The organism is Pantoea sp. SGAir0180, from assembly GCF_043546245.1.
Genome location: NZ_CP028071.1, coordinates 4,306,576 through 4,328,862, shown reverse-complemented (window position 1 = coordinate 4,328,862; position 22,287 = coordinate 4,306,576). Strand labels below are relative to the sequence as shown.

The following is a 22,287-nucleotide window of genomic DNA, read 5'->3' as shown; positions in this document are numbered from 1 at the left end:
TGTGCGTCCAGCGACCTGCTCAGGCAACGTCGCTGGTCATTTCATTATGGGCTTTGCCCGGCGATGTCTGATTGCGGCCATTTCGCTTGGAAATATAGAGATTTTTGTCGGCTGCGGAGATCAGGTTGTTAATCGTCTCAGCCCAGGCCGTACCCGGTTGGGCTTCGCCGTTTGCCAGGCCCAGGCTCACCGTGACCGTGACGGCATTGCCCTGCAGCACAAATTTCTCGCGGACAATGCTCTGCCGAATCCCCTCCGCCAGCGAATAGATTTTCTCTGGAGACAGATCGAACTGCACCACCACAAATTCTTCTCCGCCAAAACGGCAAATGTGCCCTTTGCTGCCAACCAGCGGCGAAATGCGGCGGGCAATCTCTTCCAGCACGCTGTCGCCCGCATCATGGCCGAAATTGTCGTTGACTGATTTAAAGTAATCCACATCCAGCAGGATCACGCCGACCTGACGTTGCGCATAGCTGGGCTCGTTACGCAGTCTTTCATACAGGCCGGATCGCGATAATAACTGGGTAAGAAAATCGTAATCGGCGCGCAGAGCCAGCCGCTCATTGAGCTGACGGATAGCATCCACGCTGACCGCCACAATCAGAGGACTGATGGCAAGCGTAGCCACGCCCAGTCGCGCTGACGTCAGATGACTGATGGGCAGCAGGCTTGAATCGCCCTGGATATGCATGACGCCATGGGAAACCAAAATGATCTGGCTGATGCCGGTTATCAGTGTCACCAGGCTGGTGAGCGGGATGGGTAAGACAATGGCGCACCAGATTAACGCCGGCACCGGCAGCGTCAGGCTGCCTGCGCCGCCCATTAAGGCCCCCGTCGTTAAGGACAGCCCCACGGCGATAAGCGGCAGAATTGTCCCCACCTTTACCCGTAGCCCTGAGAACATCACGCGCCAGTTTGGGGTCAACAGAAACGGCAACAGCATTAAGCCGGTCGAAAACTGTTCGCTGAACCAGTTCATCCAGGCATCGGCGAACGCGGCATTGACACTGCCTACCTGTGCCAGTGCGCCCCAGGTGGCGCAACCGAACGCCGCCAGCAGGCAGGCGGGGAAGATCCGTAAGGCATTCGAGATGCGTTCACTGCTGGAATCATGCTGATACTGTTTTCCCATCACTAGTACGCATATCAGGATAAACAGAATATTGGCGACATTGAGCGTAAATGCCGGTAACGTCCAGCCCGAAAAGACCGTATCGTTAAATACCATCGCGCTAAAGCAAATAAGATAAAAACGGGTTCGGTGAAGGAAGGGATAACGCAGCATCATACCGGCAATAAACACGTTTACCGGCCAGAACAGGGATAAATCGTGGGGAATGCGCAGATGACCGCCAACGAAACAAAACATCAGCGTAATCATAAACAGCCAGAAGGCACTCTTTTTAGCATTATGCTCTTCAAACAGCTTAGCGCGCATACGTCCGGACCTTGTCACAAAGAGGCTCACTATCTCGCCGCCCACAAAGTATGTGGCGTTATCATCATCATTAAAGCCTGATTCGTGTCTGCGCCATTCAGAGAAAAACAACAGTAAACAGGCGAACGTCAGGTTATTGAAACAGGTTACCGGTAACGAATGGGCTGGCAGACATCCCTGCCTATTATGTCTTACAAATAAAAAAATCGGATATCCGAGATATCCGATTTTTCTGCTGTAAATTCCAGAATACCGATGTCTGGTTATTTCACCGCCACCGGCCACTGACTCAGGCGTATGTTTCGTTTATCAGCATTTTCACCAAAATCTTTCAACACGGCTTTTACATCCGGATCGATATATTCTGCATTATCGTTATCAACAATTACCACGCTATTTTCGGGAATTTTTTCCAGCAGGCCCTGAAGTTTAGGGTTGTGCAAAAATGTCAAATTTTGCTGAAAACGCAGCACATAGTGGTCGTCATAGCGCGTAAGCTGCAAGGCGTTGCGATGACTCTTGTAGATGCTGTAGATAATTTGAGTGGCAATACCTATGCCGATTCCCACCAGCATTCCCAACGTGATAATTCCGATAATCGTCGCCAGGAACGGGACGTACTGCTGTGCGCCCATACGAAACTGTTCGATAAACAGTCGCGGTGCAGCCAGCTTATAACCGGTATAGAGCAGGACCGCAGCCAGACTGGCAAGCGGAATGGCATTCAGCATCTCACTAAACCACATACCGCAAATCAGCAACATCACACCATGAAGCAAAATGGACAATTTGGTTTGTGCGCCTGCGTTGACGTTTGCTGAGCTGCGAACAATAACCGCCGTGATAGGCATTGCACCCAAGAAGCCCGCCGTTATGTTACCAATGCCCTGAGCAAACATTTCTCTGTTGGGCGATGGCGCAGGATTTTGCGGACGTAGCTTTTTCAGGGCTTCCTGGCTCAGGAGCGTTTCCAGACTGGCCACCAGCGCCAGCGTCACCGCGACAACCCACACCTGCGGATTTTGCCAGGCCATCCAGTCCGGCGTTTCAAGTTCGGCTATCATCGCCGAAACGCTGTCAAAAGCGGGCAGTGAAATACGCGGTAAGGCGTCGGTGAGTGACGGGAACAGTCGCGCCCCCAATACTGTCACCCCACAGCCAAACAGAACCGCAAAGAGCGGACCCGGGATCCAGGCTATCGCCTTGATGCGCTTGATGGGGCCGGTTGTCCACGCAAACAAAATGAACAAGCCCACCAACGACACCAACAGCGCCGAGAGCGAAAAGGTCATTTCACCGTTTACCAGCGACACCAGTTTTACGCTGCCGCCGGCTCCTAGCGCCACCGGTATTTGCTGCATGATCAGCAGCAGGCCAATCGCCGCCAGCATACCTTTAATCACGCTACCGGGCACGAGTGCAATAAAACGGCCAGCGCGCAGCAGACCAAACAGGCACTGTAAAAGCCCGGCGATGATCAGCGCAGTGAGAAACGCGGAAAAACTTCCCAGCGTGGCCATCGAGGCGACCACGATAGTGACCAGTCCTGCCGCAGGACCGCTGACGGCGAAGCGTGACGGACTGAGTGATGTCACGATTATCCCGCCAATCACACCGGTCAGTAAGCCGGCAAAAGGCGGTAAACCGCTGGCCTGAGCAATACCGAGGCAGAGCGGGAGTGCGACCAGAAACACAACCAGCCCTGCCGGCACATCGCGGCGTAACGTATCCAGATTCATGGTGAAGACTCCTCTGCAGATTGCTGAATCAACTCTTTAAGATGACCCGATTGCAGGTCGTAAACACAGCCAAACACATCCAGTTCCTGACCAGATTGCCAGGCATGACGGACAGGGTCGGAAGCCACCAGCCTGGCAAACTGCACCCGCACGTTTGCCTCAACCAGACGGTTCAGTTTCTCACCCTCTGTTTCCTGCGCCGTCGGGTCGCCAAGATGGCTTGCCAGGCCGTCGCGCAAACAGGTAATACGACGCGCCAGTGCAGAATCCTCTGTCGCTAACGGACTGCCAGGCAGATTCAGAGCCGCCTGAACGCCGCCGCAACCATAGTGACCGCTTAATACAATGCGCTTCACGCCAAGAAAGAAGACGGCATATTGCAGAACACTCAGCAGATTGTCGTCTTCCGCCACGACCATATTGGCGATATTACGATGAACAAACAGCTCGCCAGGATGGGAACCCGTTAACACCTCCGCCGGTACCCGACTGTCTGAGCAGCCAATCCATAATGAATGCGGTTTTTGCTGATAGAGCGATTTTTCAAAATAGGCGGGGTTACGTTGGCGGCGCTGTAAGGCCCAACTGCGATTTTTCGCTAATAAGGGTTTAAGTGTCGTCACAATCATCTTCTCTTAACTACCGGGAATATCATTTCCAGGCGAACCACGGAGTGAACCCGCTCACCTTATTTGGCCGAGGGGCTAATGAAACCTGAACTCCATCACATTAAAAGGTTATAGCCGCTTATCATTTTCAATGCACCTGGAATATTACACGCGCCAAAATACTGCCTGCCTGTGTAAGACTTTATTCAACTAACGTCATCAAAACGTAAATAAGATTAAGAGGTTATACCACCAAATTTTGCAGTTATTTTAATTTTATTCATTTAAAATCAGACACATAAAATTCAAGTCATGATTTATAGATTGACAAATAAATACAAAACTTTCATAGCGAACTAAGTAATTAAAATAACAGCGACGCCACAGACCAGGATTAGTCTTAAATGCAGAATTTATGAATAGCACGATTAACCGCCTTTATTTAATGCAGGCAGTGAATCCGTCTTAATGAAGGGGTAAATTAAAGCGAGAGATAGTTAATTTAATTTGCGTGAAAATAGTGACGGATGTAAGTAAATATTTGAGCCAACGTGAAGGCGCCCGCCCAGTGCAGGCGCTTCATATTGACATTTTATTTACCGTTCCAGGCGTTGAGGCGCGCCTCACGAACGGAAAGCTGTTGTTGTGGTGTCAGCTTATTGTAATTTTCCGCCATGCCGCTTTCCCAGTCGCCATACAATGGATTGGGTAAAACAATAAATTGCGTACCGAAAAGCGCGTGATTATTGTCGACAAATGCCCGACGTTGCGCGTTACCCTGATGCCAGGTTGCGCCGCCAAAATCATTCAGGTTGTCACCGATATATAAAACGACATTGTAGCCCGCATTTTTAATGGCATCGAAACGCGCCTGCTTGTTTGAGGAGTCGGTTTTCAGACTGACCGTTTTCTCACTGACTCCGCTGAAGCCAAGCTGCTGCAGGTTGGCCACCGTGGCGGCATAGTCTTTTTGATCGCGATTGGAGACGTAAAAAACGGTGCCGCCATGGCTGTTGACGTAGCGGGCGAATTCCACCGCGCCGGGAACCGCTTTTGCTTGCCGCGCCTGTGTCCAGGCTGACCAGGTTTTGTCGCTGAAAGGCTGGCCATTCTTCACCTGCCACGCGCTATAGGCACTGTTGTCCAGCATAGTTTCATCTAAATCGACAATGACCGCTTTAGGCTTGCCCGCCAGCGAAGCCGATTGATCAAAGGCCAGACGGGCGCTGTTGAATGCCTGCCAGCAGAGCGCCTGATATTCGCCGGAATGCTGGAACCAGTTCAGGGCCAGGACCGATTGTTGCCCCAGTTGCTGCTGTGCCTGCTGTCGGGCAGGTTGCGCGCAACCTGCCAGTGCCAGCGCAACCACCGCCGACAGCGCGAAATTCACTGAATGTTTCATCGTTTTATCCTAAGGTGTGAAAGATTTAAGTGGGTAACGCTTCAAAAATGTAGCAGTTAACGTAAGCTGAGGGCAGCAACATTACACGCTGTTTCAACAGGAGATGAGGATGTCCGCTACACCGCGTTCGCCGTTGCTTGATGCACTTGACTGGGTCGATTATGCGTTTCAGCCCGCAGGCGAACCGCCCCCTGATGATGCCGCCTATGCCCATCAGCGTCACAGCGCCGTCGTGTTAACCGACACTCACACTATTCCACCCAAAAGTGGTGATGCAGATGGCGTGATCGCCACCGGCCACCGCCCCGTCGCGGTTTACACTGCCGACTGTTTACCGGTGCTGTTTGCCGACAGCCAGCAGAAACAGGTTGCCGCTGTTCATGCGGGTCTGCAGGGGACCCTGGCTGGCGTGCTGTATCGGGCGGTAGCGCATCTTTGCGAACGCGGTGCCACGCCAGCGAGCCTGACGGTGGCGATTGGCCCGGCGCTGGCTCCCTGCTGTTTTGAGCTGGATCGTCAGCGTCTGGCAGAGATTGAACAGATGCCCGACATGCCATTGCCCCTGCGCTATTATGCGGTGCAGCCCCACAATCCCGGCGCTCAGCGCCCCCAGGCCGTTGCTACCCGTGGCGGTGTCTGGTTTGATCTACCGTATCTGGCGACGCAAATGCTGATAAAAGCAGGCATTCCGGCAGAAAACATTGACCCTGTCCACCAGTGCACCTATTGCACTACCGAGGCGGGCTCCAGCTACCGTTTCAACACGCATCACGGCAGTGGCTATCGTTCTCGCTATTCCTGGATTCGCCGCCGCTGAGGTTGCGCGCACATCCGCCGGCCTTCCCCTGCATTTCCCCGGCCTGGCCATTTATGTGGCGAGTAAGGCCGCTTTTATGATGTTTCTCACAGCCTGATGCCATTTCACTTTTTTTTAACAGAAAAATGGTTAAAGCTAACTCATCCGACCACTTTATCTGTGAGTGATTATGACTGTGCTGTCCTCATCCTACCCGGCGTTGTTTACGCCCCTTGATCTGGGGTTTACTCAGCTCAGAAACCGCTTTTTGATGGGATCTATGCACACCGGTCTGGAAGAGCGTGAAGATGGCGCGGCCAGGCTGGCGGCATTCTATGGCGAACGGGCACGGGAAGGCGTGGCGCTAATCGTGACGGGCGGCGTGTCGCCCAATCCGCAGGGCGTGACCGCCGCACACGGTGCGGTGCTGAACCAGGATTCACAGTGTGACTGGCACCGGCAAATCACCGCCGCCGTGCATCAGCACGGGGGAAAAATCGCGCTGCAGATTTTGCATACCGGCCGTTACAGTTTTCAGCGCGATCTGGTTGCGCCCTCTGCAATACAGGCCCCCATTAACCGTTTTACGCCGCGGGAACTGAGCGACGCCGAGGTTGAGCAGACCATTGCCGATTTCGCGCACTGTGCCCGTCTGGCGCAAAAAGCGGGTTACGACGGCGTAGAAATCATGGGCTCCGAAGGGTACCTGATTAATCAGTTTCTGGTACCGCACACCAACCAGCGTCAGGACCGCTGGGGCGGCGATTTTACCGGGCGCATGCAGTTTGCTTTAGCGGTCACCCGCGCGGTCCGTCAGGCCACCGGCGACCGTTTTATCATTATCTTCCGCTTGTCGATGCTGGACCTAATTGAGCAAGGCAGTACGCTGGACGAAACGCTACGACTGGCAACAGCGCTGGAACGCTGTGGTGTGACGCTGTTTAACACCGGTATTGGCTGGCACGAAGCTCGCATTCCGACCATTGCGACCTGCGTGCCCCGCGCCGCCTTCGCGTGGGTCACGCGCCGCTTGCGCCAACACGTTGCCGTGCCCGTGGTGGCAACGAATCGAATCAACCATCCACAGGTGGCAGAACAGCTTTTGCAGGATGGCTGTGCGGACATGGTTTCCATGGCGCGACCGTTCCTGGCCGATGCCGCGTTTGTCAGCAAGGCGCAACGGGGGGATGACGACAGTATCAACACCTGTATCGCCTGTAATCAGGCCTGTCTGGATCAGATCTTTGCCGGTCACGTCACCGCCTGTCTGGTCAACCCGCGTGCCTGCCACGAATCCCTCATGCCGGTGACACCGGCGCACATGCCCAAACGGCTGGCGGTTGTAGGGGCCGGTCCGGCAGGTATGGCGTTTGCCTTACAGGCGGCTGAACGCGGCCACCAGGTCACCCTTTATGAGGCGGCCGATGAGATCGGCGGACAGTTCAATATCGCCCGACAGATCCCAGGGAAAGAGGAATTCCGCGAAACCCTGCGCTATTTTCGCCATCGTTTGCCGGCGGCGGGCGTGGTAATCAAAACAGGCTGTCGGGTCACCGCTCCCCTGCTGGCAGACGCCGATGAAGTCATCCTGGCGACCGGCATTAAACCGCGTACGCCAGATATCCCCGGTATTGATCATCCCAAAGTCCTGAGCTATCTGGCCGTGCTGGCGGATAAGCGTCCGGTTGGTGCACGCGTGGCGATTATTGGCGCGGGCGGGATCGGGTTTGATACGGCTGAATATCTGTCTGAACCGCCCGCAAACGAAACCACCGGGGATTTTTATCGCGAATGGGGCATCGATCAGAGCCTGACGCAGCGCGGCGGCGTGATTGCGCCCGCGCCACAGCCTTCACCGCGTCAAATCTGGCTGCTTCAGCGCAAGCCCGGCAAGCCCGGTGCCACGCTGGCGAAAACGACCGGCTGGATCCATCGCAGCAGTCTCCAGTCACGGGGAGTTGAAATGTGGGGCGGGATTGAGTATCTGGCGATTGATGATGAAGGGCTGCATATCCGGCGCGACGGCGAGCGCCTGCTCCTGCCGGTCGACAACGTGATTATTTGTGCCGGTCAGGAGCCGCAACGCGAGCTGGAAGCGGCGCTGCGGGCAAACGGTAAACCCGTGCAGGTGATTGGCGGGGCCGACGTCGCGCAGGAGCTGGATGCCCGTCGGGCGATAGCCCAGGCCACCGCGCTGGCGTTAACGCTGTAGTTAACGCATTTTCACTGCACGCAGCACCACAAATTTTTTGTTGGAGGCAACCAGGGTGCAGTTGCCAAAGAGCTTCTTCAGCTTGTGGTGATAATCCAGGTGACGGTTGCCGACAATGCGCAGCTCCCCGCCGTATTGCAGGCAGCGCTTTGCGTCACGGAACATCTGCCAGGCCAGGTGATCGGTCACCGCGTGCTGCTGGTGGAACGGCGGATTACACAAGACCGCATGCAGCGTATCGGATGGATAACCGCTCAGGACATTATTGACCCGGAACTGACAGCGTGACAGATCGTCCGGGCGGTTGATCTCTACGTTTAACCGGCTGGACGCCACCGCCATGTATGACTCATCAAGAAAATGCACCTCCGCCTCGGGATTTTGTGCCAGCGCCATCAAGCCAATCACGCCGTTGCCACAGCCCAGATCGACAATCTCGCCTTCAATATTTTCCGGCAGGTGCTGCATGAACAAGCGCGCGCCAATATCCAGTGAAGAGCGGGAAAAGACGTTGGCGTGGTTATGGATCTGATAAGGCGTACCGTCCAGCGACCAGACCTGGGTAGGCGATTTTTCGCGCAGCGCAGGCTGGGTGAACTGGCTGTAAATCACGCGCGCTTTTTTGACGGCCAGTGAGGTTTTGGTCTCACCAATGATTTGCTCAAACAATTGCAGAGTGGAGGTATGAATCTCTTTCGCACGCCCCGCCGCCATTATCACGGTCTCTGGCGTGATAACCTGACGCACTGCGCGCAGTTGCTGCTCCAGCAACGCCAGGGTTTTAGGAATTTTGATCAAGACCAGTGCCGGTGCGGCCGGCAACGGTGCCAGGCTGTCAAGGAACTGGACATCGCTGTCGTCCAGCGCATTCAGGCGCAGGTTCTGACGCGTGGCCTGCTGACTCAGCCAGGAGTCACTGATATGCCACAGCGGACGGGTGTTCAGTGCGCAGGTTAACGCCCCAAAGCTGTCGTTAAAGATTAACGCTGGACCAGGCGGCAGGCTTTGCTGCAGGAGATATTCATCAGCGGCATCCCAGGCTTGTAACGGACTTTCGTCACGCATCCGCGGGAAACGGTGCAGGATCAGTGTGCGATCGTTCAGTTCAAGTTGGCTCATGAATTCTCCGGCGTGGTACACTTTGGTTGATTTTCGCCCCAAAAAGGGGGCGCAGTATACTGTCTTTCGCCGGGAATCTCTAATGTCCTCACTGATCTATCTTCAGGGTTATCCTGAGTCCATCCTTGAACAGGTGCAAACGCTCATCGATCGCCAGCGTCTGGGCCCGGTGCTGCAACAGCGCTATCCCGACAGACACGATGTGATGAGTGATAAGGCGCTGTATGACTTTACGCTGGCACTGAAAAACCGCTTCATGCGCAACGCGCCGCCCATCAATAAGGTGATTTGGGATAACAAAATCAAGGTGATGAAGCACGCGCTGGGCCTGCACACGGCCATTTCCCGTGTGCAGGGCGGCAACCTGAAGGCCAAAGCGGAGATTCGTATTTCCACGTTTTTCCGCCAGGCGCCTGAGCCTTTTTTACGCATGATCGTGGTACATGAGCTGGCGCACCTGAAAGAGAAAAATCACGACAAGGCGTTTTATCAGCTGTGCTGCCATATGGAACCGGACTATCACCAGCTCGAATTCGACGCCCGCCTGTGGATGACAGAACAGGCTTTGCAGGGCAATGCGGCTTAGAGAAACTCCTGCGCTTTCTGAATCAGGCTGGTTTTGGTCAGCGCGCCTAAAAAACGGCGCTCCTGGGGATTATTCAGGACAGGCAGACGTTCCAGCGTGACGGCTGCAAAAGCTTCCCATCCTTCCCGCAGGCTTTGTTTTTGATAGGCCACCGGGAAATCCTCATCCATCACGCACTGCACCGGCGAGTCCAGATTAATCTCCTGCGCCAGCACCCGGCGGGATATTTCGTGAATGGAAACCACGCCCAGAAACGCGCCCTGCGCATTGATGACGTACACATAGCGCTCACGCTTAAGCGAACTCACCGCCAGTGCTTCCCCAACCGAGGCCTCAGGTTGCAGGGCCGCCCCCGGAATGATCAGTTCGCTGATGCGCATATTATCGAAGTCATATTTGGCTTCAGAACGGTTGAAATGGTGCGTCACGACGGGATAGGTACTGGCCATTTGCAGGCGGTAGACCACCATTGTCGCCAGAACGGACGCTATCATCACCGGAAACAGCAGGCTGCTGTTGAGCGTCATTTCCAGCACCATTAACATGGCCATTAACGGCGCCTGACTGACGGCCGCCAGGACGGCCGCCATGCCAACAGCGGCGAACAGCAGGACATTATTCAGGGGAAGATGCAGGGCAACCCCACATAACGCGATGACCATACCCAGCAGCGCCCCGATCAGCAAGGACGGTGTAAACAACCCGCCCACCGCATTGGAGCCTACCGAGAGGCTGGTCGCGAGCGTTTTTAAGACCAGCAGCAGCAGTAAACCTGATAACACATAATGCCCTGCCATCACCTTTACAATGACTTCATAGCCGTTCCCGAGGATATCGGTCGAGACCAGCGCCAGCAGGCCCACGGCAAAGCCACCCGTCCCAAGACGTAGCGGTAAGGACCGAACCCGACTGAACAGCGTTTTAGCACGGGCGATCAGGCGAATCAGGAGCAAACCGGCCAGCCCGGACAGTAAGCCAATCAGGACGGTAATCAGCAGGCTGCTGACATCCATCGTGAAACTCACCTCGGCCAGCGGATAAAGCGCATTACGAAAGCCCAGCGCCCACATGGTCATGACCGCAACAGCGGAGGAGACCACCAGCGGAATCAGGCGTTGCAGGGCGGAGATACCAAACGCGATCTCTGCCACGAAAATGGCCGATGCCAGCGGCGCATGGTAGACCGAGGAAAGACCAGCTGCGGCGGCCATGGCGACGACGTCGCTGTTTTTTAACTGCACGCCAGGCGGCAACAGGCGGCCGATCATGCTGCCACAGAGCGCGGCCAGTTGAACCATCGGGCCTTCTTTACCGATTGACGCGCCGCTGCCAATACTGGCAACCGAAGACAGCGCCCGGAAAAGGGAGGTTTTCGTCGGCACGGCGTCAAGGCGGGCATTAATGACTTCGAGATAGTCGGTCTTGACGGTTTGCTGCCGCTCTATCGCGACCGCGTAGCGCAGGAAGAAACCGGCCAGCAGACCGCCCACGCCGACCAGAACGGGCCAGAACAGCATGGGCCAGAGATGGATGGATTCGGTGATGTCGTTGCTGCGGCCAAACAGCAGATAATTGATGAACTCAATCGTTTCGCGGAACAGCAAAGTAACTAACGAGGCGGCACAGCCCACCGGCACGGCAATCAGTAATGTGGTCCAGTTTAATGCGTGTTTGCTTCCTTTCACCTGCGCTCCCCGTCTTGTGCTTAACGTGCGGTATTCGGACATAGTATTGGAATGGCGATCTCAGGATCAACGTCTGATGTTGCCTGCCGGATGCCAGATGCTACTCTGCACTTTTACCTGCGCAGGAGATCACTGTGATTCGCTTTGCCATTGTGGGAACGAACTGGATAACGCGTCAGTTCATCGAGGCGGCACACGAAACCGGCAAGATGAGGCTGTGTGCCGTCTATTCACGTACCCGGGAGCAGGCGGCGGCATTCTGTCATGACTATCCCTGCGACCAGCGCTTTACGTCGCTGGCGGCCATGGCCGCCTGTCCTGACATCGATGCCGTCTATATCGCCAGTCCCAACGCCCTGCATTGTCAGCAGGCCATGCTGTTTATGTCGCAGGGCAAGCACGTCATTTGTGAGAAACCGCTGGCCTCGAATCTGCACGAGGTCGAAGCCATGATCGCCTGCGCCCGCCAGTATCAGGTGGTGCTGTTCGAAGCCTTCAAGACCGCCAGCTTACCCAACTTTATTCAACTCCAACAAGGACTGCCTGCGCTTGGCACAGTGCGCAAAGCGCTGCTGAACTATTGTCAGTACTCGTCCCGTTATCCGCGTTACCTGAACGGCGAACATCCCAACACCTTCGATCCTCGCTGGTCCAACGGATCCATCATGGATATCGGCTACTATTGCCTAGCGGTCGCCGTCACGCTGTGGGGCGAGCCCCGGCAGGTGCTTGCCTCGGCCACCCTGCTGGAAAGTGGCGTGGACGGCCACGGCACCGTGAATCTGAATTATGGTGAGTTTGATGTCACGATAGTGCACTCAAAAGTCAGCGACTCGGTACTGGCCAGTGAAATCCAGGGGGAAGCGGGATCGCTGGTGGTGACACGTATTTCTGAGTGTCCATCTGTGACCTTTATTCCGCGTGTCGGGGAGAAACAGGATTGGAGCCAGCCTCAACACATCAATACCCTGCTGTATGAAGCAGAAACCTTTGTACGACTGGTAGAACAGCGCCATGTCAGCCATCCGGCGCTGGACATTTCCCGTAGCGTTGCAAAATTACTGACCGAGATCCGACGTCAGACCGGCGTGGTCTTTCCGGCCGACAGTGCCTGAGTGTAAATATTTCAAAATATGACGGGCAGACGATTGATTCCTGACGGCCAGCCACGTAATTTATCGACTTGCAAAGGGGAGTAACTTGTAAGCTGATTGATCGTCACTACGTTGCGTACGCATCCGGTCATCAGGCAACCCAGAATCCATTCCTGAGTTGTAAGTGAGACCTTGCCGGAAGGCGAGGTTTGCTTACACAGAATAAGCGGCTGACGTCTTCTGACCTCAGCCGTTTTTTTATTTCAGACAGGATACGATTATGCAAACTGTAGGTACGCCACTCCTCTGGGGCAGTTTTGCGGTTGTAGTACTTATCATGCTGGCGATTGACCTGTTCCTGCAGGGCCGTCGCGGTTCGCAAACCATGTCCTTCAAACAGGCTGCCGTTTGGTCGCTGATTTGGGTCTCCGTCTCGCTCCTGTTCAGTGCGGCGTTCTGGTGGTATCTGGACGGTACCGCCGGGCGTGACGTGGCTACCAGTCAGACGCTGGCTTTCCTGACCGGTTACGTGCTGGAAAAATCGCTGGCGGTAGACAACGTCTTTGTCTGGCTGATGCTGTTCAGCTACTTCTCTGTTCCGGCCAACCTGCAACGCCGCGTCCTGATTTACGGTGTACTGGGCGCTATCGTTTTGCGCACTATCATGATTTTTGCGGGTAGCTGGCTGGTAACGCAGTTTAGCTGGATCCTCTATGTCTTCGGTGCCTTCCTGCTGTTTACCGGTATCAAAATGGCGATGGCGAAAGAGAACGATGCAGCCGTAGGTGACAAACCGGTTGTGCGCTGGCTGCGTAAACATCTGCGCATGACCGATACGCTGGACGGGGAAAAATTCTTTACGCGGAAAAACGGCGTGCTGTTTGCGACGCCGCTGCTTTTGGTACTGATCATGGTCGAACTGAGCGATGTCATTTTTGCCGTCGACAGCATTCCGGCCATCTTTGCCGTCACCACCGATCCCTTTATCGTTCTGACCTCAAACCTGTTTGCGATTCTGGGTCTGCGCGCCATGTACTTCCTGCTGTCTAACGTGGCGGAACGTTTCTCGATGCTGAAATATGGTCTGGCTGTCGTGCTGGTCTTTATCGGTATAAAAATGTTGATTGTCGATATCTACCACATTCCGGTAGCGATATCGCTGGGCATCGTCGGAACGATTCTGGCATCGACGCTGCTGATCAACGCCTGGGTTAACCGTCAGAATGACAAAAAGAAGCTGAATAAGCCGTAACGGCACGGCAAGGAAAAGCACGGAACAAGGGCGGCATGGGTGCCGCCCTTGTGATTTACAGCGTCACACCGCTCTTGAAAATCGCGAGCTCACGAAAATCATTTTGTTCGTTACGGGTGCGTTGCCCGTTGGCAATGGCCACAATCGTGTCCACGAAATCCGCCAGCAGCGCCTCCATGCTCATGCCCTCAACCAGCCTTCCGGCATTAAAATCAATCCAGTGCGGTTTCTTTTCAGCCAGCGGCGTATTGGTGGCCAGCTTAACGGTCGGTACGAATCCGCCGTAAGGGGTTCCGCGTCCGGTGCTGAACAGCACCATATGACAGCCTGCGCCCGCCAGGGCACTGGTCGCCACTGCATCATTGCCCGGTGCGCTTAACAGATTAAGGCCGGGTACCGTCAGGCGTTCACCGTACTTCAGTACGTCCACCACCTGACTTTGCCCCGCTTTTTGTGTGCAACCGAGCGACTTCTCTTCCAGCGTAGTGATGCCGCCGGCTTTATTGCCCGGAGACGGATTTTCATAAATAGGTTGATGGTGATCGATAAAGTACTGTTTGAAATCGTTGATCATTGCCACGGTTTTATCGAAGGTCGCGCGGTCGCGACAGCGCCCCATCAGAATGCGCTCGGCACCAAACATTTCGGGGACTTCGGTCAGCACCGTGGTGCCGCCGTTGGCGATCATCTGATCAGAAAAACGCCCCAGCAGCGGATTGGCGGTAATGCCTGAGAAGCCATCAGAGCCGCCACATTCCAGACCAAATTTCAGCTCGCTGAGTTTGCCCGGTGTACGGCGATCGTGACGCATTTTTTCGTACAGTGCGTGCAGGCGTTCCAGCCCGGCTTCTATTTCATCGTCATGCTGCTGGCAGACCATAAACGCAACGCGGTCGCTTTCAAACGCCCCTAATGTTTCACGAAAGGCATCGACCTGATTATTCTCACAGCCCAGGCCAATCACCAGCACCGCGCCCGCGTTTGGATGACGCACCATGTTTTGCAACATGGTGCGGGTGTTCTCATGGTCCTGACCCAACTGTGAACAGCCAAATGTGTGGCTGAAAAGAAACGCCCCGTCGGTTCCGGCCGCGTCCTGGGTTTCTTTCAGGAAACGCTGCAGAATTTGCCGGGCAATTCCGTTAACACAGCCGACGGTCGGTAAGATCCACAGCTCGTTGCGAATGCCTGCCTCACCGTTGGCGCGGCGGTAGAGCTGCACGTCGCGATCGCCAGGTTGAGGCGTTAAGGCTGGCGGCTCTGGCTGGTAGTCGTACTGGTCGAGATCGCTAAGATTGGTACGTGCATTGTGCGAATGCACCCGTTCTCCGGCCCCAATAGCCTGCGTGGTGTGCGCGATGGGCAACCCGTATTTCACGACCGTTTCGCCTTTCTCCAGCGAGCGTAAGGCAAACTTATGCCCCCGCTCCACGGCCTGTCGTAACGTCACGGGGTGATCCGCCAGCGCAATTGACGTCCCGATGTCGATATCCTGCAACGCCACGGCGACATTGTCCTGCGGATGAATTTTTATGGCGTCTTGCATCATGATCTCCGGTGGCTCAGCGCGTCGCGTATTCCATGCGCGAGAATGCGTTGCAGATGGTGGCTGACCGTTTCGGTCAGGCCGGGTAGCTGAGTTAAATCCTGTCCCCAGTGCGATGCCTCACCTAAAACCTGCTGAACCAACGCCGCGGGAGAAAGACGTTGTGCGCTGACGGCAGCCCAGCTCTCTGCATAACGCTGCAACCAGTACGGCTCGTCCTGCAAAGTCCAGCGCTTGTCTGCCTGTTCGCCCCGGTAAAACGCGATCAGGGCGGCAAGCGCAAACGTCAGGTTTGTTGGCCACTGACCGGTTTGCTGATGGGCAGTCAGTAATGGCTGCAGCAAACGTGTGCGAAATTTGGTCATGCCATTAAGAGCGATAGACAGCAGCGCATGGTGGATAAAGGGGTTACGAAAGCGGCGCAGTACCGCGTCGGCGAAGGCGTTAAGCTCATCAGCGGGCAAATCGAGCGTAGGGATGATCTCTTTGCGCAGGAGATCGTCAATATACCCAGCGACCTGTGTATCCTCCATCGCCTCGCCCACGCTCTCCAGGCCCGCCAGAAACGCCACCGGCACCATTGCGGTGTGCGCGCCATTCAGAATGGCCACTTTTTGGGCTTTATACGGGGCGATATCCTCAACCCGGCGCACGTTGGGTGCCAGCGCCGTCAGCCTGAGTTCGTCAAACAGCGCGGCGGGGCCTTGCAGAACGAACTGATAATAGACCTCGCCCGCTACCAGGAAGTGATCCTGATAACCCAGTTGTGCCTCAAGCGCAGCGCTGTCGGCCGGAAACCCGGTGACGATGCGATCCACCAGCGTGTTATAGAACGCACAGCTTGTCATTACCCAGCGTGTAAAGGCGTCCGGTAACTGCCAGTGTTCGGCATAGCGCAGCACCAGCGCGCGCAGCATATCGCCATTATGATCGACCAACTCGCACGGCACGATAAGCCAGCCTTTGCTTTCGTCACCGGCAACGTGCTGATAACGCGCCCAAAGCAGCTGCGTCAGTTTGCCGGGAAAGCTGGCGGCGGGCGAATCGGTCAGCCGATCCGTTTCGCTAAACGCGATGCCCGCTTCGGTGGTATTCGAGAAAACAAAGCGCATGTCGGGCTGGCGCGCCAGCGCCATAAACGCATCGAACTGCGTGTAAGGCTGGATTTCACGGTTCACACTGCGGATCAGGCGGCTTTCGCTCACCGACTCACCCTGCGCGTTCAGGCCACGAACCAGGGTCGTATAAAGGCCGTCCTGCTGATTTAACGTGTCGCTGACTGCGCGATTGCGCGGCCTGACCACCACCACACCGGCATCCGTTCCCTGATGCTCATTGAGCCAGTCCAGTTGCCAGTCGATAAAAGCACGCAGAAAATTGCCTTCACCAAACTGAATCACGCGATCGTGATAGACCGCGCCGGGAAAGTCGTGGCGGTTCAGCCGCGTCATCATCAGGCTCCCAGCTCAATGCCAAAATAGTCGCGCGCATTGTTAAAGCAGATGTTTTGCACCATCTGTCCTAACAAGGCTTCATCGGCCGGGGCTTCGCCGTGATCCACCCAACGACCAATCATCTGGCACAGCAGACGACGGAAATACTCGTGGCGGGTATACGAGAGGAAGCTTCGGCTGTCGGTTAACATGCCCACGAAACGGCTCAGCAGACCGATTTGGGCAAGCTGCGTCATCTGACGTTGCATGCCATCCAGTTGATCGTTAAACCACCAGGCGGAGCCAAACTGCATTTTCCCGGCCTGGCCTTCTCCCTGGAAGTTGCCGGCCATAGTTGCCAGCACTTCGTTGTCACGCGGATTCAGGCAATAAAGGACCGTTTTAGGCAGCGCATTATTGAGGTTTTGCGCACCCAGCAAACGAGCCAGCGGTTCTGCCACAGGCTGATCGTTAATGGAGTCAAAACCGACGTCCGCGCCTAACAGTTGGAACTGGCGCTGATTAGTATTGCGTAACGCACCAATGTGGTATTGCTGCACCCATCCGCGTCGGGCGTACTCGCCGCCCAGCCAGACCAGCACCGCCGTTTTGAACTGGGCAATCGCCTGTGCATCGGGTTTGGCACCACTGCGACGGTGCGCCAGAATCCTGTCCAGCGTCGTTTCATCGGCCTCGGCATAACACACGACATCCAGCGCATGATCGGAAATCTTACAGCCGTGTGCGGCAAAGTGGTCCAGCCGTTTGCTGAGCGCCTGACGCAAATCATCGAAGCGTTGCACGCTGACATCGGTAAGGCTTTCCAGCTTTTCAATCCACGGCAAAAAGGTGTCCGCTTCGATGTTGAACGCTTTATCCGGACGCCAGCTTGGCAGCACCTTAACGTTGAAACTGCCGTCTTCGGCGATCGCACGATGGTGCACCAGATCGTCCAGCGGATCGTCGGTGGTGCCGACCATTTTCACATTCATCTGCTGCATGATACCGCGCGCGGTGAAAGCGTCCTGAGCCAGCAGATCGTTACAGCGCTGCCAGATCTCATCCGCCGTTTTTTCTGACAACAGGACGCCGGTAATCCCGAACGGGCGGCGCAGCTCCAGGTGCGTCCAGTGGTAAAGCGGGTTGCCGATGGTGTGCGGTACGGTCCGTGCCCAGGCATTAAATTTCTCGCGATCGCTGGCATCACCGGTGCACAGCGCCTCAGCCACGCCGTTTGCCCGCATCGCGCGCCATTTATAGTGATCCCCTTTCAGCCAGATATCGTAGAGATTGGCAAAACGGTAGTTTTCAGCGATCTGTTGCGGCGGTAAATGGCAGTGATAGTCGTAGACAGGCTGGTCTTTGGCGTAGTCGTGGTAAAGACGACGAGCAAACTCTGTGTCCAGCAAAAAATCCTCGGTCATAAAACGCGACATAAAAAGCTTCCTTATGGGATACACCCTGAATGGCTCAAAGTTATCATACCAATTTTCACTGACTGCCGTTTTTTTTACGACTCAGGTCACATTTAAGCGAGATTTTTCCCCCGAAAAGCGACCTTTTTGGCGCCGTCAGCGCGCTAACTGGCTGTGTTCTCATCTGTTTGCAGTATCCCACATGCGATTACGGGTTTTTGTGATGGCTTTCAACTTTTAAAGTTGTATAACAAGTTAGGCTCTCGCTTTACCGCAAGGTAACAAACTTCTGACATAAGGCAAGGCAGATAACGGTCGCTCAGGCAGGGCCGGCGGGCGTGAGCAGAGCTGTATCACGAGATGTCCCGCTCCAGATAACAACAGCGGTTTGACCGCATACACAACTGGAAGAGGTACAGAATGCGTAAGATCAAAGGATTACGCTGGTATATGATTGGCCTGGTGACGCTGGGGACGGTACTGGGTTATCTGACGCGTAACACTATTGCCGTAGCAGCGCCAACCTTACAGACCGAGCTGCACATCACCACCCAGCAATACTCGTACATTGTGGCGGCGTACTCCGCCTGCTATACCGTGATGCAGCCCGTTGCGGGTTATGTGCTCGACCTGCTAGGCACCAAAGTCGGTTATGCGGTCTTTGCCGTACTGTGGGCCACATTCTGCGCCGCGACCGCGCTGGCAGGCAGCTGGGGCGGACTGGCCCTGGCGCGCGGCGCTGTCGGTGCCGCCGAGGCAGCCATGATCCCCGCCGGGCTCAAAGCCAGTAGCGAATGGTTCCCGGCAAAAGAGCGCTCCGTCGCAGTGGGCTACTTCAATGTGGGCTCATCCATTGGTGCCATGGTCGCGCCGCCGCTGGTCGTGTGGGCTATTGTGGCGCACAGCTGGCAAATGGCGTTTATCATCGCAGGCGTACTGAGCATGATTTGGGCGCTGTGCTGGCTGGTGTTCTACAAGCATCCTAAGCAGCAAAACAAGCTGAGCGACGAAGAACGTAACTACATCATTTCAGGTCAGGAATTGCAGCATCAGACAGGTAACACGACCAAAATGTCGGCACTGCAGATCCTGCGTAACCGCCAGTTCTGGGGCATTGCGCTGCCGCGTTTCCTGGCCGAACCTGCGTGGGGCACCTTTAACGCCTGGATCCCGCTGTTTATGTTTAAGGTTTACGGTTTCAACCTGAAAGAGATCGCGCTGTTTGCCTGGATGCCCATGCTGTTTGCTGACTTTGGCTGTATCCTGGGTGGCTACCTGCCTCCGCTGTTTCAACGCTGGTTTGGTGTAAACCTGATCGTGTCGCGCAAAATGGTGGTCACAATGGGCGCGATATTGATGATAGGCCCGGGCACCATTGGTTTGTTCACCAGCCCGTACGTTGCCATCGCGTTGTTATGTGTTGGCGGCTTTGCCCATCAGGCGCTCTCTGGCGCGTTGATTACGCTCTCGTCTGACGTTTTTGGCCGTAATGAAGTGGCCACCGCCAATGGTTTAACCGGTATGGCGGCCTGGACAGCCAGCACGCTGTTTGCGCTGGTGGTTGGCGCGCTGGCAGATACGTTAGGTTTCAGTCCCCTGTTCGCTGCGCTGGCCGTGTTTGATTTGCTGGGCGCCATCGTCATCTGGACCGTCCTGAAAAATCAACCGGTGTCGGAACTGCAGACGCCGCATTCGCCTTCTCAGGCTGCGCCCGTTCGCAGCTAATCTCCCGGGCTGGCCTGCGCCAGCCCTTTTCTTCAGTTACAGCAAAGTGGTATAACAACTTATCTGCTTGTTACTTTGGATCGTGCTATGGACCTCACCGAATCGCGTCGACTTTATCAACAACTGGCCAGCGAATTAAAACGGCGCATTGAAAATGGCGTTTATCAGGTGGGAGACAAGCTGCCCGCAGAGCGTCTGATTGCCGAAGAAATGCAGGTCAGTCGCACAGTGGTCCGCGAAGCCATCATCATGCTGGAAGTAGAAGGCTATGTTGAGGTACGCAAAGGCTCGGGTATTCATGTGATAGCCAGCCAGCAGCAAACCCGTGTGGCTGAGTCCAGCAGTCAGTTGGAGTTCGCCACCTTTGGTCCCTTTGAACTCCTTCAGGCGCGTCAGCTGATTGAAAGTAATGTCGCCGAATTCGCCGCCACGCAGGTAACGCGTCAGGATATTGTCGACCTGATGGCGATTCAGGAGAAAGCCCGTCAGGAGGACCATTTCAGGGACTCAGAATGGGATATGCACTTCCATGTTCGTATTGCGCAGTCCACACAGAACAGTGCCCTCGCGGCCATTGTCGAAAAAATGTGGCTGCACCGGTTACACAATCCCTACTGGCTCAAACTGCACGAGCATATCGATCAGCGCAGTATTCTCAGCTGGTGTGACGATCACGATCAGATTCTTAAAGCACTCATCCGCAAAGATCCTGCCGCCAGTAAGCTGGCAATGTGGCAACATCTCGAAAATACTAAGCAGATGTTATTTAATGCCACCGCCGACGATTTTGAATTTAATGTCGACCGCTACATGTTCAGCGAAAATCCGGTTGTCTTACCTGATGCCGATACGATTCAGCGCTAATCTGACCTAAAAACAGTCAGTTAATCTGCAATAGTGTCAGAACATGTAAAACTCCTTTTTACATCGTAATGGAGAGGGTAAAACTCCTGTTCGTTTAGGAGTAGTTCTGTCTCCGAAGCTGGATTTTTGTTACAGTTATCACCCTTTTCTTACCTTTTGCGTTAAGGGCTTATCAAATCGCTGATTTAACAATCAGTTCTGGAAGGATCCAGACACGCATGCTCAGACGGTCACCCCAGAATTTATAACTAACTGTCAGTCTGCGCTTTAGTCCCAGTGGGACATGTTCAACGATGATGTTCGGGAATGATTGATGGAAATTTTGCAAGCGCTGCTGCATGCCTTATGGCAACAGGATTATGAAACGCTTTCTGATCCAACACTGGTGTGGGCGATTTACGGCGTTTTATTCATGATTCTTTTTCTGGAAAACGGTTTACTGCCTGCCGCTTTCCTTCCCGGGGACAGTCTGCTGATTCTGGTTGGCGTGCTGATTGCCAAGGGGACAATGAGCTTCCCGCTGACGATCCTGGTCTTAACAACAGGTGCCAGCCTTGGCTGCTGGGTCAGCTATATTCAGGGCCGATGGCTCGGCAATACGCCCACCGTACAAAACTGGTTATCACACCTTCCCGCCCGCTATCATCAGCGGGCCCATAATCTGTTTCATCGCCACGGATTATCCGCCTTACTGGTTGGCCGTTTTATCGCCTTTGTCCGCACCTTACTGCCCACGATTGCCGGGCTGTCCGGTTTAAGTAATGCCCGTTTCCAGTTTTTTAACTGGATGAGTGGCTTCCTGTGGGTGGTGATTCTGACCGTTCTGGGCTTCGCGCTGGGTAAAACCCCTATTTTTCGGCGTTATGAAGATGAGCTGATGTTCTTTCTGATGATGCTGCCGCTGGTGTTACTGGTGGTGGGATTAATCGGTTCGCTGGTTGTTCTCTGGCGCAAGCGCCGTGCAAATCAGCGGGGGACCGGCTTATGAAAACATTACAGGCCATACCTAAACACTGGCGGCCCTGGTTGATTGGCGGTGCATTCGCGCTGATTGCGATAAGCCTGGTACCCGGTCTGATGCGCCATGAAAATGTGGTACAGATTCGCGTTTCGCATGCGGGTGCCCCGATGCCGGACGGCTTTTATTTATACCAACAGTTGAGCGCGCAAGGTATTCGCATCAAAAGCATCACACCCGCAGGTGATGCGCTGGTTATTCATTTCGACAATGAAGAGCAGAGCCTGGCCGCGCAAAAAGTGTTGCGTCGCTTGCTGCCTGAGGGCTTTATCGTCGCGCAACACGATCAATCGCCTCACCTCTCTCTCGCCTGATGCGCGTTTCTTTATACGTTCAGCGTTTATCGACT

General features: G+C 54.9%; 18 protein-coding genes. 9 read left to right on the top strand and 9 right to left on the bottom strand.

What is annotated here, in order from left to right:
• Positions 1 to 19: 19 nt before the first annotated feature.
• The 4 genes from C1N58_RS20355 to C1N58_RS20340 form a co-directional block, all read right to left on the bottom strand.
• Positions 20 to 1,444, bottom strand: coding sequence for a GGDEF domain-containing protein (locus C1N58_RS20355; RefSeq protein ID WP_033739966.1), 1,425 nt, complete (start codon positions 1,442 to 1,444; stop codon positions 20 to 22).
• A gap of 263 nt (positions 1,445 to 1,707) precedes the next feature.
• Positions 1,708 to 3,183: a SulP family inorganic anion transporter gene (locus C1N58_RS20350; RefSeq protein WP_006118229.1), complete on the bottom strand. Its 1,476-nt coding sequence runs from the start codon at positions 3,181 to 3,183 to the stop codon at positions 1,708 to 1,710.
• Positions 3,180 to 3,812 (bottom strand): carbonic anhydrase, encoded by a 633-nt coding sequence (locus tag C1N58_RS20345; protein WP_394564446.1) that lies wholly within the window; start codon positions 3,810 to 3,812, stop codon positions 3,180 to 3,182. Before C1N58_RS20345 ends, C1N58_RS20350 begins: the two co-directional genes overlap by 4 nt.
• Before the next feature lie 571 nt (positions 3,813 to 4,383).
• On the bottom strand, positions 4,384 to 5,193 hold the full coding sequence (locus tag C1N58_RS20340; RefSeq protein ID WP_394564445.1) for a 5'-nucleotidase, lipoprotein e(P4) family: 810 nt from the start codon (positions 5,191 to 5,193) through the stop codon (positions 4,384 to 4,386).
• 109 nt (positions 5,194 to 5,302) lie between these two features.
• On the opposite strand from C1N58_RS20340, the gene C1N58_RS20335 reads away from it, so the two are divergent.
• Both C1N58_RS20335 and C1N58_RS20330 read left to right on the top strand, forming a co-directional pair.
• Positions 5,303 to 6,010: a polyphenol oxidase family protein gene (locus C1N58_RS20335; RefSeq protein ID WP_039341911.1), complete on the top strand. Its 708-nt coding sequence runs from the start codon at positions 5,303 to 5,305 to the stop codon at positions 6,008 to 6,010.
• 169 nt (positions 6,011 to 6,179) lie between these two features.
• Positions 6,180 to 8,201: an FAD-dependent oxidoreductase gene (locus tag C1N58_RS20330; RefSeq protein WP_394550269.1), complete on the top strand. Its 2,022-nt coding sequence runs from the start codon at positions 6,180 to 6,182 to the stop codon at positions 8,199 to 8,201.
• Here the strand turns inward: C1N58_RS20330 and rlmG are convergent, their stop codons facing one another.
• Entirely contained in the window at positions 8,202 to 9,320 is a 1,119-nt protein-coding gene (rlmG, locus tag C1N58_RS20325; protein WP_054687004.1) for a 23S rRNA (guanine(1835)-N(2))-methyltransferase RlmG, read from the bottom strand.
• A gap of 82 nt (positions 9,321 to 9,402) precedes the next feature.
• Between rlmG and C1N58_RS20320 the strand changes: the two genes are divergently transcribed.
• Positions 9,403 to 9,906, top strand: a complete 504-nt coding sequence (locus C1N58_RS20320; protein ID WP_006118297.1) for a M48 metallopeptidase family protein — start codon at positions 9,403 to 9,405, stop codon at positions 9,904 to 9,906.
• Here C1N58_RS20320 and C1N58_RS20315 read toward each other — a convergent pair.
• Complete coding sequence (locus C1N58_RS20315) at positions 9,903 to 11,591, bottom strand: chloride channel protein (protein WP_054687003.1); 1,689 nt, start codon at positions 11,589 to 11,591, stop codon at positions 9,903 to 9,905. The two genes, C1N58_RS20320 and C1N58_RS20315, sit on opposite strands and share 4 nt — an antisense overlap.
• A gap of 134 nt (positions 11,592 to 11,725) precedes the next feature.
• Between C1N58_RS20315 and C1N58_RS20310 the strand changes: the two genes are divergently transcribed.
• Together C1N58_RS20310 and C1N58_RS20305 are read left to right on the top strand one after the other, a co-directional pair.
• On the top strand, positions 11,726 to 12,706 hold the full coding sequence (locus C1N58_RS20310; RefSeq protein ID WP_039341902.1) for a Gfo/Idh/MocA family protein: 981 nt from the start codon (positions 11,726 to 11,728) through the stop codon (positions 12,704 to 12,706).
• A 259-nt stretch (positions 12,707 to 12,965) separates the two neighbouring features.
• On the top strand, positions 12,966 to 13,937 hold the full coding sequence (locus tag C1N58_RS20305; protein WP_054687001.1) for a TerC family protein: 972 nt from the start codon (positions 12,966 to 12,968) through the stop codon (positions 13,935 to 13,937).
• A 55-nt stretch (positions 13,938 to 13,992) separates the two neighbouring features.
• Here C1N58_RS20305 and C1N58_RS20300 read toward each other — a convergent pair whose 3' ends face one another.
• Genes C1N58_RS20300 through uxaC form a run of 3 tightly spaced genes read right to left on the bottom strand, consistent with a single transcriptional unit; the run spans position 13,993 to position 18,352 of the window.
• On the bottom strand, positions 13,993 to 15,483 hold the full coding sequence (locus tag C1N58_RS20300; protein ID WP_054687000.1) for a UxaA family hydrolase: 1,491 nt from the start codon (positions 15,481 to 15,483) through the stop codon (positions 13,993 to 13,995).
• A complete protein-coding gene (locus C1N58_RS20295; protein WP_054687167.1) occupies positions 15,483 to 16,934 on the bottom strand; it encodes a tagaturonate reductase in 1,452 nt (483 codons plus the stop codon). Before C1N58_RS20295 ends, C1N58_RS20300 begins: the two co-directional genes overlap by 1 nt.
• Before the next feature lie 2 nt (positions 16,935 to 16,936).
• A complete protein-coding gene (gene uxaC / locus C1N58_RS20290) occupies positions 16,937 to 18,352 on the bottom strand; it encodes a glucuronate isomerase (RefSeq protein ID WP_033739988.1) in 1,416 nt (471 codons plus the stop codon).
• Between the two features lie 399 nt (positions 18,353 to 18,751).
• Between uxaC and C1N58_RS20285 the strand changes: the two genes are divergently transcribed.
• The 4 genes from C1N58_RS20285 to mzrA all read left to right on the top strand — a co-directional run bounded on the left by C1N58_RS20285 (position 18,752) and on the right by mzrA (position 22,252).
• A complete protein-coding gene (locus tag C1N58_RS20285; RefSeq protein ID WP_039341892.1) occupies positions 18,752 to 20,056 on the top strand; it encodes an MFS transporter in 1,305 nt (434 codons plus the stop codon).
• 87 nt (positions 20,057 to 20,143) lie between these two features.
• Positions 20,144 to 20,920, top strand: coding sequence for a transcriptional regulator ExuR (gene exuR / locus C1N58_RS20280; protein ID WP_006118304.1), 777 nt, complete (start codon positions 20,144 to 20,146; stop codon positions 20,918 to 20,920).
• A gap of 313 nt (positions 20,921 to 21,233) precedes the next feature.
• Complete coding sequence (locus C1N58_RS20275) at positions 21,234 to 21,908, top strand: DedA family protein (RefSeq protein WP_006118305.1); 675 nt, start codon at positions 21,234 to 21,236, stop codon at positions 21,906 to 21,908.
• On the top strand, positions 21,905 to 22,252 hold the full coding sequence (mzrA, locus tag C1N58_RS20270) for an EnvZ/OmpR regulon moderator MzrA (RefSeq protein WP_006118306.1): 348 nt from the start codon (positions 21,905 to 21,907) through the stop codon (positions 22,250 to 22,252). The genes C1N58_RS20275 and mzrA overlap by 4 nt, the downstream gene beginning before the upstream one ends.
• The last annotated feature ends 35 nt before the right edge of the window (positions 22,253 to 22,287 follow it).

What these genes read in the sequence shown, in the direction of transcription:
- C1N58_RS20355 (WP_033739966.1), bottom strand. Translation starts at nt 1,444, where the DNA reads ATGCGCGCTAAGCTGTTTGAAGAGCATAATGCTAAAAAGAGTGCCTTC.
- C1N58_RS20350 (WP_006118229.1), bottom strand. Translation starts at nt 3,183, where the DNA reads ATGAATCTGGATACGTTACGCCGCGATGTGCCGGCAGGGCTGGTTGTG.
- C1N58_RS20345 (WP_394564446.1), bottom strand. Translation starts at nt 3,812, where the DNA reads ATGATTGTGACGACACTTAAACCCTTATTAGCGAAAAATCGCAGTTGG.
- C1N58_RS20340 (WP_394564445.1), bottom strand. Translation starts at nt 5,193, where the DNA reads ATGAAACATTCAGTGAATTTCGCGCTGTCGGCGGTGGTTGCGCTGGCA.
- C1N58_RS20335 (WP_039341911.1), top strand. Translation starts at nt 5,303, where the DNA reads ATGTCCGCTACACCGCGTTCGCCGTTGCTTGATGCACTTGACTGGGTC.
- C1N58_RS20330 (WP_394550269.1), top strand. Translation starts at nt 6,180, where the DNA reads ATGACTGTGCTGTCCTCATCCTACCCGGCGTTGTTTACGCCCCTTGAT.
- rlmG (WP_054687004.1), bottom strand. Translation starts at nt 9,320, where the DNA reads ATGAGCCAACTTGAACTGAACGATCGCACACTGATCCTGCACCGTTTC.
- C1N58_RS20320 (WP_006118297.1), top strand. Translation starts at nt 9,403, where the DNA reads ATGTCCTCACTGATCTATCTTCAGGGTTATCCTGAGTCCATCCTTGAA.
- C1N58_RS20305 (WP_054687001.1), top strand. Translation starts at nt 12,966, where the DNA reads ATGCAAACTGTAGGTACGCCACTCCTCTGGGGCAGTTTTGCGGTTGTA.
- C1N58_RS20300 (WP_054687000.1), bottom strand. Translation starts at nt 15,483, where the DNA reads ATGCAAGACGCCATAAAAATTCATCCGCAGGACAATGTCGCCGTGGCG.
- C1N58_RS20295 (WP_054687167.1), bottom strand. Translation starts at nt 16,934, where the DNA reads ATGACGCGGCTGAACCGCCACGACTTTCCCGGCGCGGTCTATCACGAT.
- uxaC (WP_033739988.1), bottom strand. Translation starts at nt 18,352, where the DNA reads ATGTCGCGTTTTATGACCGAGGATTTTTTGCTGGACACAGAGTTTGCT.
- C1N58_RS20285 (WP_039341892.1), top strand. Translation starts at nt 18,752, where the DNA reads ATGCGTAAGATCAAAGGATTACGCTGGTATATGATTGGCCTGGTGACG.
- exuR (WP_006118304.1), top strand. Translation starts at nt 20,144, where the DNA reads ATGGACCTCACCGAATCGCGTCGACTTTATCAACAACTGGCCAGCGAA.
- C1N58_RS20275 (WP_006118305.1), top strand. Translation starts at nt 21,234, where the DNA reads ATGGAAATTTTGCAAGCGCTGCTGCATGCCTTATGGCAACAGGATTAT.
- mzrA (WP_006118306.1), top strand. Translation starts at nt 21,905, where the DNA reads ATGAAAACATTACAGGCCATACCTAAACACTGGCGGCCCTGGTTGATT.